General features: G+C 48.7%; 9 protein-coding genes. 3 read left to right on the top strand and 6 right to left on the bottom strand.

The genetic code is table 11. The features are described from left to right. Positions 1 to 2 precede the first annotated feature (2 nt). The 6 genes from def to WBJ53_RS31750 all read right to left on the bottom strand — a co-directional run bounded on the left by def (position 3) and on the right by WBJ53_RS31750 (position 6909). Complete coding sequence (def, locus tag WBJ53_RS31775) at positions 3 to 575, bottom strand: peptide deformylase (RefSeq protein ID WP_338873912.1); 573 nt, start codon at positions 573 to 575, stop codon at positions 3 to 5. A gap of 104 nt (positions 576 to 679) precedes the next feature. Beyond that, a complete protein-coding gene (gene ruvX, locus WBJ53_RS31770; RefSeq protein WP_338873910.1) occupies positions 680 to 1093 on the bottom strand; it encodes a Holliday junction resolvase RuvX in 414 nt (137 codons plus the stop codon). Positions 1094 to 1170: 77 nt separating this feature from the next. Then, positions 1171 to 2313, bottom strand: a complete 1143-nt coding sequence (locus WBJ53_RS31765) for an XdhC/CoxI family protein (RefSeq protein WP_338873908.1) — start codon at positions 2311 to 2313, stop codon at positions 1171 to 1173. A 101-nt stretch (positions 2314 to 2414) separates the two neighbouring features. Beyond that, positions 2415 to 4601: a molybdopterin cofactor-binding domain-containing protein gene (locus tag WBJ53_RS31760; RefSeq protein ID WP_338873906.1), complete on the bottom strand. Its 2187-nt coding sequence runs from the start codon at positions 4599 to 4601 to the stop codon at positions 2415 to 2417. Then, on the bottom strand, positions 4598 to 5104 hold the full coding sequence (locus tag WBJ53_RS31755; RefSeq protein ID WP_338873904.1) for a (2Fe-2S)-binding protein: 507 nt from the start codon (positions 5102 to 5104) through the stop codon (positions 4598 to 4600). Before WBJ53_RS31755 ends, WBJ53_RS31760 begins: the two co-directional genes overlap by 4 nt. Positions 5105 to 5214: 110 nt before the next feature. Then, complete coding sequence (locus tag WBJ53_RS31750) at positions 5215 to 6909, bottom strand: alpha/beta hydrolase-fold protein (protein ID WP_338873902.1); 1695 nt, start codon at positions 6907 to 6909, stop codon at positions 5215 to 5217. A 131-nt stretch (positions 6910 to 7040) separates the two neighbouring features. Here WBJ53_RS31750 and WBJ53_RS31745 point away from each other — a divergent pair, with 131 nt between their 5' ends. The 3 genes from WBJ53_RS31745 (at position 7041) to WBJ53_RS31735 (ending at position 12676) form a co-directional block, all read left to right on the top strand. Next, positions 7041 to 7808 (top strand): NUDIX domain-containing protein, encoded by a 768-nt coding sequence (locus WBJ53_RS31745; RefSeq protein ID WP_338873900.1) that lies wholly within the window; start codon positions 7041 to 7043, stop codon positions 7806 to 7808. Between the two features lie 333 nt (positions 7809 to 8141). Beyond that, positions 8142 to 11423, top strand: coding sequence for a CotH kinase family protein (locus tag WBJ53_RS31740; RefSeq protein ID WP_338873898.1), 3282 nt, complete (start codon positions 8142 to 8144; stop codon positions 11421 to 11423). 110 nt (positions 11424 to 11533) lie between these two features. Beyond that, positions 11534 to 12676 carry a Gfo/Idh/MocA family oxidoreductase gene (locus WBJ53_RS31735; protein ID WP_338873896.1) on the top strand — a complete coding sequence of 381 codons (1143 nt, stop codon included), beginning with the start codon at positions 11534 to 11536 and terminating at the stop codon, positions 12674 to 12676. Positions 12677 to 12709: the final 33 nt, after the last annotated feature.

Here is a 12709-nt window from a genome sequence, read left to right as displayed (position 1 = left end):
TATCACTTCGGGAACTTCATTCGGTACTCGGCGTCGGTTTTTCCTTTGGTAATATCGGAAAGTTTTTTCCGGATAAGCTGCCGACGCAATGGAGGCAGATAATCAGTAAATAACTTACCGTCGAGATGGTCATATTCGTGCTGAATAATGCGGGCGGCCATGCCGTCGTATTCTTCTTCGTGTTCGTTCCAGTCGGTATCGAAGTAGTGAATTACCACAATTTCGGGCCGAAAAACTTCGCCCCGAATACCGGGAATACTAAGACAGCCCTCTTCAAAGCCCCAGTCGTCGCCTGCTTCTTCAATAATTTCAGGATTAATAAAGACTTTTTTAAAGCCAATCAGGCTTTTATCAATATCTTCTTCCGGTTCATCCTCATTGAGCGGTTCGCCGTCGACTACAAACATTCGAATGCTCTGACCAATCTGCGGAGCTGCCAGGCCAATACCAGAAGCCGCATACATGGTTTCGAACATATCTTCACTTAATTTCTTTACGTCGATGCTGCCGGGTTCTATTTCCTTAGCCCGTTTCCGCAAAACTGTGTCGCCGTAGGCAATTATTGGGAGAATCATACCTTTAATGTCTGAACCTGGATTTTCAGGATTTAGCAAATTGATACGATTTTGCTTCCTGGTGCCTAATCAGATGAATCTGTCGAATCCCGAAAATCCTGGTTCTACTTTTTACTTTCCATATATGACTGGAGAATAATGGCAGCGCTGACTTTGTCGATGTTGCCCTTCTCGCGCCGATCTTTTTTACTACTACCGCCAGCAATCATGGCCTGTAGTGCCATTGCCGATGTAAAACGCTCATCATGCCAATAAACGGGAATATTGGGAAATGCGTTCTGTAAATGAACGACGAACTTCCGAACACGGGGGGTGTTGTCGGTATCGGTACCATCTAGCCGTCTGGGTAATCCAACTATAAACGCTTCAACTGGTTCCCGTTCTGTGTAGGTCTTAAGATACTTGAGCAATTCGTGCGATAGCACCGTTTCCAAAGCCGATGCAATAAGTTGCAACGGATCGGTTACGGCAATGCCGGTTCGCTTTGCGCCATAGTCGATTGCTAAGAGTCGTGCCATTTCGGGCGCAAAGGTACGACATTAAAAGGAGTTTAAAGTGCTATTTATGAGCTTATGAATAGCTTTTGTCTATAGCATTAGTTGCCAGAGCTGGCAAAGGCTGTATGCGCTCTGACCAGCCGCTCATGAATGGGACCATCTTTGTCTTTCAGAAAACCGCCTGACCCGTTTGTGAAGAAAGCCTTTATTTCGGCCATAATCGATAGGGCGATTTCGTCGGGCGTTTCGGCTCCCATGTCAAGGCCAATAGGGGCATGTACGCGATTGAGCGACATTTCTGAAAACTGATAGCCGTCTTTTTTGAATTCGGCCTGCATTTTGTCGAAACGTTTGCGGGGGCCAAGCATACCGATATAGGGCACATCGGTAGCAAGCAATGCCTGTAAAACGGCCTTGTCGTAATGAAAATTATGCGACATCAGCACGGCGGCTGTGCGGTTGGTAATCGTAAGCTGATCGAGAACGGCTTCGCGGTCGGCATATAAAACGCAGGTGGCTACAGGAAAGCGTTTCGGTGATAAATGAGCGATGCAATCGTCGGTAACGGTAACCTGCCAGCCGAGGTCGCGGGCTAGTTTGGCCACTGGAATTACATCGTAACCGGCACCAAAAATGACCAGCTCGATACCTGGGTCGATACGTTCCAGAAACATATCGGCATATCCGGTTGCAACGGCGTATGACTGCGTAAGTGGTTTACCACTACGGAGTACCTGATGCATAGTTGGTGCTAACCAATTCGGTATACTATTGGTTGCTTCCTCGGTCAGAACGAACCGGTGGCCGGGTTTGAGCGTACTGGCTTCGTCACTGTTAATAACGGTAGCCAAAACCCGAACATCGCGTTTCTGCGTGAACTCTTTCAGAAGTGCAACTGGATTTTGGTCATCGTTAGGATCGATCGGTTCAATCAGGATGTCGATAATTCCGTTGCAGCCTAAACCGACCCCGAAACTATTGGCACCGTCGTCCATGGTATCGTAGGTAACCACAATGGGGGCACCATCGAGCATTACCTGCCGGGCTTTTCGCAATGCATCCCCTTCCAGACAACCGCCACTGATCGCGCCTTCCCATCGGCCATCGTCGGTAATGAGCATACGCGCTCCCGGCCGCCGATACGACGATCCTTCTACCCACACAACAGTTGCCAGAGCGGCTTTACGTTTTGTGAAGTCGATCTGCTCAAAAACCTCAACAATACGGACGATTTCTTTCATGGTTTTGAGTATTCCTATTTATGGTTTATGGTTTAAAGTTTATGGTTGCTTCGCCTATTCATGACCTTAACGAAACCATAAACTTTAAACCATAAACTCATTTATACTTTTTCCAAATCGACTGGCAACCGCCGGATACGTTTGCCAGTTGCTGCAAAAATAGCATTGGCTAATGCGGGGGCCAATGGCGGTAGCCCAGGCTCTCCAACGCCTTTTATTGTAGGACCGCCTTCGGCCAGAATATGCACCTCAACGGCTGGCATTTCATGAATACGGAGCATGCGGTTCCGGTCGAAATTTGCCTGAACAGCCTGCCCTTTGTTAAAGGTTATACCATCTTTGGTGGCGGCTGTGAGGGCCATGGCAATAGCGCCTTCAACCTGAGCCTTCACAGTATCGGGATTAACAACGGTTCCGAGGTCTATTACGCAATATACTTTGTCAACGGTTATGCCACCGTTCTTGTTTTTCGAGACCTCAACAACCTGCCCGGCCAGGCCAGCAAAAAACTCCCACTGAGCAACGCCCCGTCCTTTTCCGGCCGGTAACGGCTGATCCCAGTTCGATAATTCTTTCAGTTTGGTCAGCACGCGTTTCGTATCTGACTCTTTGGTGAGCATTGCCAGCCGGAAATCCATTGGATCTTTCCCGGCTTTGTGTGCCATTTCGTCCAGAAAGCACTCGTGCGAAAAAGCCAGTGTAGAACTGGTGACCGATCGCCAATACGTGAGTGGAATATGAATATCGGCATGAACATACCGCGTACTCAGATTCGGTATTTCGTATTTCTGCTCGTTGGTGCCTTCGAGCATGGTGCCGTCGGGTTTGGCTCTGTCGAATGTTTCGCTCATCGTGGCATCGATCGATGGCGAAATTACTTTATGCTCAAAGGCTATGGCCTGCCCATCGTTCGACAGTGCCCCACGCATGGCTGAATAGGTCATGGGGCGGAAAGGGCCAAGCGTTGTGTCGTCTTCGCGAGTCCAGACAACCTTAACGGGTTTGCCAATGGTTTTTGATAGCAGAGCTGCTTCGGTGGCAAAATCCTGGGTTAGCCGTCGGCCAAAACCACCGCCATTGAACATAATATGAACGGTAATATTGTCGGCAGGGACGTTCAGAACTTTGGCTACTTCGTCTTTCACCAGATCGCCCCCTTGCGAGGAAACCCAAAGCTCTATTTTGTCGCCAGATTGGTAATGGGCCAGCGCATTCATTGGCTCCATTGTTGAATGGCTTACTATAGGGGTTTCATAGAAAGCATCAAGTTTTACTGGCGCATCGGCAAATGCCTGGCCAAAATCGCCCGCGCTGTGGCCTGCTACACCCTCGGTTTTCGCTAATTCGCGTAGCCGGTTTTCAAAGGCAGCACTATTGAATGAATCGTTGCCCTGATGATCCCACTGCACTTTCAGGGCTTTTCGGCCTTTGAGCGCAGCCCAGTAGGTATCGGCAACAACGGCTACACCTTCGTATCGATTTTTGCCAACTACGCGCTCAACCTTAACCACCTGTTTAACACCGTTTACCTTCAGTGTCTGTGCCGTATCGAAACGAACAAGCTTACTGCCAAACACGGGGCAACGCTCGATAGATGCGTAAACCATGCCGGGAGCCTTGGCATCGATGCCAAACATAGCCTGTCCGGTCACTTTCAGCGGTGTGTCGGGACGAGGGGCTGGTTTACCCAGAATATTAAAATCGGTCGGATCTTTTAGTTTCGGATCTTTCGGGACATCGAGCTTTGCGGCTATGTCGGCCAGTTCGCCATACGTTAGTTTTTTGCCCGTTGGTCGGTGAATAATTGTTGCTTCCTTCGCGTAGCATTCGTCGGCAGGCACGTTCCACCGCTGGCTGGCAGCCGTAATAAGCATATCGCGGGCCGAAGCACCTACTTTCCGCATTTGCGTGTAGCCACCCCGAATGGAACCACTACCACCAACTGCCTGCGACCATAAGCCCCCGTACCTGGTTTCACCTCCGGTCTGTTTAATAACTACGTTGTCGAGCGAAACTTCCAGCTCTTCAGCAATTAGCGCTGGAACCGATTGGTAGGTACCCTGGCCAATTTCGGGCCGGGGGTTCATAATGGTGATGCGTCCCGATTTTTCGATCAACACAAAGGGCGTTAGTTCGACCGATTCGGGCAAACCACTCACATTCAATACGGGTCCGGCAATTGCCTGTGATGATGCGGGCAAACCCAGCGCAAAAGCGGCACCTGTTAAACCGGCCGCTTTCAGAAAACCCCGGCGATCAATGGCTGTTTGTGTCAGTTTGTTGCTCATCGTTTGCCAATTTTGGGAGTAGTCTTCGGAGCTTTAGGAGTAGTGGCCATCTCGGCCGATGCCGTATGGATTGCCTCACGTATGCGGTTATATGTACCGCACCGGCAGATGTTGCCCTGCATGGCAGCATCAATATCTGCGTCGGTTGGTTTGGGCGTTTGCTTCAGCAGCGCTACGGCCGACATAATCTGGCCCGACTGGCAATAGCCACACTGGGGTACCTGATGTTCGATCCAGGCTTTCTGAACGGGATGGTCGCCATTTTTAGAGATTCCTTCGATGGTCGTAATCTTATGCCCGGCTGCTGCCGAAACCGGAAAACTGCACGAACGAATGGGCGTACCATCAAGATGAACCGTGCAGGCTCCGCACTGCGCAATACCACAGCCAAATTTGGTGCCGGTTAGGCCAACTACATCACGAATAGCCCACAGTAAGGGCATATCGGGTTCTACATCGAATGTATGAGCCTGATTGTTTATGGTTATTTTGACTGAAGACATAACCTGAATAGCAGGGATAAAGACCTTATTGACAAAGGCGAATTGCTTAATAGAGCGCAAAGCGCAACTAAAATTAAGCAATAAGGCCGAATTTCTCCTATACTTCTAAATTACTTAGTCGCCGATATGGCTCCTGTCGTTACGGTCACGACACCTGTTTGGTTCAGGGCAGTGGCGTCGGCATTTGATAAGCGCCATGACTCATCGAAATAACCCGATACAATGGGCGATTTGGCCGACCCTTTAAACAGCAGAAAATCAGTGAAGGTGTTCAATCCTTCGAGCGCCCGAATCGTAAAATAGCTGGCATTCTGAGTCCCAGTCCACCAGGGTTGTCCCGAACTAACTGCTACATAATGGTTATTCATCGGAAAAATATAGAACAAGCCATACTCAGTAGCTGAAGGGGAAAGCTGCATGGGTAGCCGATCGCTGTATTGACTGATCAGTTTGTTGGTTTCTTTAGTGCCGAACAAAATCAGGTTAGAACTTTCGATATCGCTGGGCCGAACATCTTTGTCGGCCACAACGTGCGGAAATACCATAATTCGACCCAAAAATTCACCGCGATAGGTAGCCCAGTTGGCTGCCTGAGTAGCGGTTTCCTGGCGCGCCTTTAACTCCTCCGGCGATGGATTGTCGGCGGTACCATATACATACAGATGTCGGCTGGCAAAGGCTTCACTTAGGGGACCTTCAGCACCTGCCCGTTTGGCAGTAGTAGTAGGCTGATAGGCTGCGGCCTCCCAGCCTCCGGCTCCTTTAATCAGGGTAAGAGAGTTACTGACCTGCGCGTTGATTGTTTTTCCGTCGATTACTACATCGACAGGCTTTTTAGCCTTGAAATTTGGATGGCCTGCCAGATTAAGTGTAAGCGCACCGAGGTTTTTCGTGCTTATGTCGATATGGTTTTGCCCCGAAAATTTCGCGTCGACACTGGCCAGCGTACCCGGCATAATCTGGTCGAACTGTACCCAATAGGCCGATGGGTGTTTGTATTGGCGGGTTGAGAAACGAACGCGCTCGGGAAAGCGATTGCGTTTGAACTGATCGAACCAGCCAAAGATAAACTCATTCTCATAAGCCTGCACCCAACTATCGTGTTTAACGCCTGGGTACTCTTTATAGGTAACATTGACGCCCAGATCCTGAAAGTTCTTTACCCACTGCCGGGTTCCTTCAGGTTTTACGGCCGGATCGGCATCGCCCTGAAAAATATGAACCGGAAAATTAGTTGCATTGGCGGCCAGTTCGTCGGTGCCTTTGGGGGGGGCCGGACAAACCGGAGCAATGGCTGCCCAGATATCGGGTCGGCTCAGGCCAATCCAGAGCGTGCCACCACCCCCCATCGAAAGACCTGTCAGGTAGGTGCGGTCTTCATCGATGTTGAAGCGTTTCTTAACATCCGCCAAAACGTCGAAGACGTCTTTTTCGGCAATGCCCTGATAGCCAGCCGTACCCCTGGCGAGTGGAGATGCCACAATGTAGTTTACATCGGCCCATTCCGGAAAGTACCGCGAAGTCTCAATATCGCTCTCTCCCGGAGCGTTACTCTTGCCAAATACACGACGGAGCGATAGCCGATGATTGGAGCCTGCTCCATGCAACATGATGACAAGTGGGTATTTTTTCTTAGGATTGTAGTTTTTGGGGATATATAGGCCATAAGGCTGCTCGGTATCATCGACATCGGAGAAAAAAGTCAGTACTTGCGGGCCGGGTGCCAGTTTCTGAGCCTCAACCAGCCGGATGCCAGCAAACAGGCCTAAAAGCAGCAACAGTATTATTGGGCGTGAACGTGCCATAGAAAAAGGATTTTTAGCGTAAAGGTGCAGGCTTAACTACGATGAGTTATACACCGATTATGTTCAAATTGTAAATTGTACGGCCTGGGTGGAGTGCTCCAGGACCAGTAAAAAGAAAAAGAGCTTTTGGTATGACTTTTACCGAACAATTGCTTGCCCATTTTAAAAAAGTATCAGACGAATGCGTGCTCGGGCTGTCGCTCGACTGTGTGATATTCGGTTTTTATGACACCCATCTGAAAGTCTTACTGTTACGATGGAAAAATACCAATGAATGGTGTTTGCCGGGTGGGTTTATTTATAAAAATGAATCAGTCGATGTGGCCGCCAATCGGGTATTGCGCGAGCGAACCGGATTGGATCAATTATTTCTGCAACAGTTTCGTTTGTTTGGCGATGCGGTGCGATATGATCGGGAAGATACATGGCGTCGCCAGAAAATGGCCATTCCATTCGGCAGTGGTTCGTGGCCCGAACGAACCATTTCGATGGGATATTATGCATTGGTTGATCAGACAAAGGTGATGCCCTCCGCCGATTTTATGTCCGATGAGTGCTGCTGGTGGGATGTCTCGGATCTACCATCGTTGTTATACGACCACAAGCACATTATCGAAGTGGCGCTGCGAACCCTTCGCTTACAACTAAACTGGCAACCCATTGGCCTGAATCTGTTGCCCGAAAAGTTTACCATTCCTGAACTCCAGCGACTCTATGAAGCCGTGTTGGGCCGTTTGCTGGATGCGCGCAACTTCCACAAAAAAATTATGAGTCTGCATATTCTGACCCGGCTCGACGAGCGCCGAACAGGCAAAGCGCATAAGTCGCCCTATTTGTACCAGTTTAACCCGGAAAACTACCAAAAGGCGCTGGTGAATGGCGATCTTAGCTTTGTATGAGTTATTGCCGATTCGCGAATCGGTTCTTAAATCATATTAGTACGTATAGGGCAATTGAAACATCAATAGCTCGTAATGATGCTTAACAGTAAGCATCATTACGAGCTATTGATGTTTCAATTGTTTCTGTTCGTTTGATTAACGATTGGCGTAACTAGCAATAGTGAGAATATCGTATAAGAATTAGATGCTATTGCCTTCAGATAATTGATTAAAGCTATATTTATATTTGCTTTCGGTATCTTTATTTATACCGAGTATGTTTTCCGATATACTAATTGTCATTTGAAACTATGCAATTTTTTATCATCTATTCCATGCCTCTTATTAACCATGAACGTTTTACTTACTGCCCTACTGCTCGTTCTTTCATCAAGCCTGACTATTGCCCAGCAATTGTATGTAAATGAACTAATGGCTTCGAATAGCCATACATTGGCCGATAATTCGGGTTCTTTCGAAGACTGGATCGAAATTTATAACCCGAACAATTTTTCGGTAGATATTGCCGGCTACTACATTACCGACAACCTATCCAACCACACCAAGTCGCAGTTTCCAACCGGCTCATCGCAGACAATTATCCCCGCCAATGGCTTTCTGATTGTATGGGCTAGTGAAGAGCCGAGCCGTGGCCCGCTACACGCTACCATTAAACTTTCGGCTGATGGCGAAGCCGTAGGGTTATATCGAACGGATGGTTCTACGGTCGATGAGGTTACGTTTGGTCCGCAGCGCGCAGATGTGTCGTGGGGGCGTCAGCCTAACGGCACGGCTAACTGGTTTTTTTTCGGAGGTAGTAATGTTAGTCCCGGCAGTTCCAACAATGACAAAACGGGCTATTCGACTGTGCTTGCAGAGCCCGTTTTTTCACAAATAGGCGGCTTTTATAGTAGCGGGTTTACGTTAAACCTGAGCACGACAGACCCCACGGCTACTATTTACTATACATTGGACGGGTCAGACCCTGATCCTGCTAACCTGACAGACCAGACCTATCAGTATAAAAATTACTATGCTCAACAGCCTGGGCAGTCGTTGGGGGACTTAGAAACTGGCCATTACCAGACCTACGCCTATTCGGGCTCGATTGCGATTAACGACCGGACCAGTGCGCCTAACAAAGAATCTGTTAAAGCGTCCTCCTTTTTTAATCCACCATCTTATTTTCCGATTAGTCCCGTTTTTAAAGGCACTGTGGTTCGTGCAATAGCCTATAAAGCAGGGGCGCTGTCGAGCAATGTTGTAACACAGACCTATTTCATAGCGCCTACGTCTCCGGCCCGTTATACCGTTCCGGTCGTTTCGATAGCCACCAATGAGAAAAGTTTCTTTGAGTATTTTACGGGTATTTATACGCCCGGAAAAGCCTTCGACGATTGGCGGTCTGGAAACCCAAACGCATCGGCCGATTTTTGTACGCCCGGCAATTATACATACGAAGGGGATTCCTGGGAGCGACGGGCTAACGTTGAGTTTTTTCTCAACAACAATTCAATTATAAATCAGCCCGTCGGTCTGCGAATCAACGGCGGTTGTACGGTATCTGTGCCGCGTAAGAGTGTACGGCTCTATGGCGATAGTGATTTTGACTATCCGTTTTTCAGTAATCGCCCATCGAATCAATTTTATAACCGACTGTTGCTGCGTAATGGCGGCAACGACTGGGACTACAGCCTGATTATTGATGCGTATATGCAGACTATAGTGCGGCACTTAAAATTCGATACGCAATCCAATCGGGCCAGTGTAGTGTTTGTGAATGGCGAATATTGGGGAATCCACAGCTTGTATGAACGATATGACAAATACTATCTCAACAGGAACTATAACGTTAGCCCAGACAGTGTAGACATTGTGTCTCTTAGTTTTGGTATCGATGCCAATGAGGGTGATCTGACGGCCTATAATGCTATGTTGAGTTATTTTACGAATACCAGTCCGGTAAGCTACTCCTATGTGGCAACCAAAATGGATGTCGAAAATTTTACGGACTATCAGATCTCCGAGATTTATTCGGCTAACGACGATTGGCCCAATAATAACCAGCAGCTTTGGCGTAAGCGTACCAGTCAGTATTTGCCAAGGGCACCCTATGGGCAGGATGGACGATTTCGGTGGATGATGAAAGACGTAGATCATGGTCTGAGCTATATCTATCGGGAGAATTATAACCATAATACCCTGGCGCTGGCTACCGATAATACGCTCAATGCTACCTTTCCACTACGACGGCTGCTGGAGTTGCCCGACTATAAGGCATACTTTATTAATCGATATGCCGATCTGCTCAATACAACCTTTAACCAGACCCGAACGGTTGCTATGCTCAACGCTGTTGAGCAGGAGTATCAGCCCTATATTACGGAGCATTTCGACCGGTGGCGTACCTCAAAAAACCTTACTACCTGGACTACGAATGTTAACTACATCCGAACGTTTGTGCAGCAGCGGCCCAGTTATGCACGTGAGCATATTCGGTCGAAATTTGGGTTATCGAACGATCGTAACGTAACCGTTTCGGTTTCGGATACCAGTCGAGGATATGTTAAAGTCAACACAATCGATATTCTGCCGACTACGGCCGGGGTACCCGCTAGCCCCTATCCCTGGACGGGACTTTATTTTCAGGGAAATACGATTCGTATTGTAGCCAAAGCAAAAGCGGGCTACAGGTTTGTTGCCTGGCAGGAGAACGGAACGACTCTTACGACCGATACGGCCTATAGCTATAATCCTACTACCGATCGTTCGTTTACGGCTGTATTTGATTTTGATGAAAGCTTTGGGGGCAACCCTTCTGCCTATAATTTAGCTACTTGTGCATACCGATTTGACGCCTGGCCTGCTACCTCGGCAGCCGGTACATACCCATCCAACACCTATTTGGTAAGTATGAGTCAGGACGATCCGCCACTGTCGGCAACCTATGCTGTGGCCGATACCGTTAAAGGGACTTATAATTATTCGAGCAGTACGCGTATAAATGGGTTAGGCAGCGATGGGCTATCATTTATCAATACCGGAGGAGCCAATGTCGGCTATATAGCCACCCGATTGGGCGGAATGGTACTCGCCTTAAGAACCGTAGGGCTTACGGAAGCCTACGTGCAGTGGCGGGGCGGAACCGTTACGCCTAATCCGCGTCAGTATGCCATACGATTACGGTACCGAATTGGAAGTACAGGGCCTTTCACAGACCTGCTCGATGGTTCAAATCAGGTTGTCGAGTATGTACGAAACGCCAGTGCCGGACATTCGCAGGTGATAGGGCCGGTTGCGCTACCTGCCAGTTTGCTTAATAAACCTTATGTGCAGCTATTGTGGCAGTATTACTGGACGGGCGTAGGCAGCTCTGGTGCCCGCGATCAATTGCGAATAGATGACATTGAGATCAGCCGGGGAGTCTGCCAAAGTGTAGCTTCTGGCGACTGGAATGCGGCATCTACCTGGAGTTGTGGGCGAATACCATCCCTATGCGACGATGTACTCATTGCCGATGATCATACCGTTACACTGCTCATTAGCAATGCTAATGCCAGGAGTTTACGGTTCGGAACAAATGCCAGGTTGATTTACGCTAATGCAACGGCCTCACTGTTTATTCGGCCATAAATGCAGAACCGATGGGTACATTAGTTCTATAGTGTAAAGTAGTTGAATAGCTTTCTGCCAACATATACCCCATTCCTTTGGTTGTTTATGCGGATACAACACGCAATATTATGGAAACGACCGCGCCGAATGAACGCGAACTAGGAATTGGAGTTATTGGCATGGGAGGCTTTGGTCTGTTTGCGGTTCAGCAATTTTTGCAGACACCGCATACGAAGCTAGTAGCCATTGCCGGATCGAAACGCGACGAGGCAATGGTAACAGCCAAACGTTTCGGTGCCGATCAACTCGCTAGTCTCGATGAACTCGTCAATCATCCCGATGTCGATTTAGTTTATATTGCTACCCCGCCTTTTTTGCACTACGAGCAGGCTATGCTGGCGCTGAATGCGGGCAAGCACGTAATCTGCGAAAAACCACTGGCCATCAATCCCGAACAGGGACGGGAAATGATTGAAACTGCCCGGCAAAAAGGATTGCTTATGGTTACGAACCTCATGCAGCGATATAACCCCATGTTTGCCCGGATCAAACACCTGATCGATAAAAAACTACTGGGCGAATTTCTGCATGGCTATTTCGAAAACTACGCGGGCGATGAGGGCCTTTCGCCCGAACACTGGTTTTGGGATCGGAGTAAAAGCGGAGGGATTTTTATTGAACATGGCGTTCACTTCTTCGACATGTTTGCGGGCTGGCTGGGCGAAGGAACGGTGAAGGCAGCACAGGTCTTAACACGTCCGGGAAGCGCTATTGAAGATCAGGTGCAGGCAACGGTAGAGTATGGCGATGACGAAACCGGAAAAAAACTCGTCAATTTTTATCATGGCTTCACACAAACGGGCCGCATGGATCGGCAGGAAATGCGCCTGCTGTTCGAGCGGGGCGATGTGACCCTATTCGAATGGGTACCCACCCGAATGATTATGCGCTGTTTGGCCGACGAAGAAACTACGCGTGCCTTGCTGGATCTTTTTCCCGGCGCTCAACTGAACGTAACGGCCAACGTGAGCGGAAAAGACCGGCCTCTGCGCGGGCGGCATAAAGAGTTTGACGCCTATCAGCAAATCGAAATTCGGTTTGGCTTTGGCGATGAGAAGCAACATTTGTATAGCGAACTGCTCCGGCTCATGTTTCGTGATCAGGTCAGTGCAATTCGCTATCCAGATACGCATAGGACCATTCGGGAAGAAAATGGCTTGTATTCGCTACAAACAGCCACCGAGGCCGATCAACTGGCTCGCCAGAGCTAACAACTATCTGCCGCTCAGAACCTATTAATAAAA

This window comes from Spirosoma sp. SC4-14, from assembly GCF_037201965.1.
In the GTDB taxonomy this organism is placed as follows: Bacteria; Bacteroidota; Bacteroidia; order Cytophagales; family Spirosomataceae; genus Spirosoma.
Note: the sequence above shows the minus strand (reverse complement) of the source record. Positions and strands in the feature narration are given on the sequence as shown.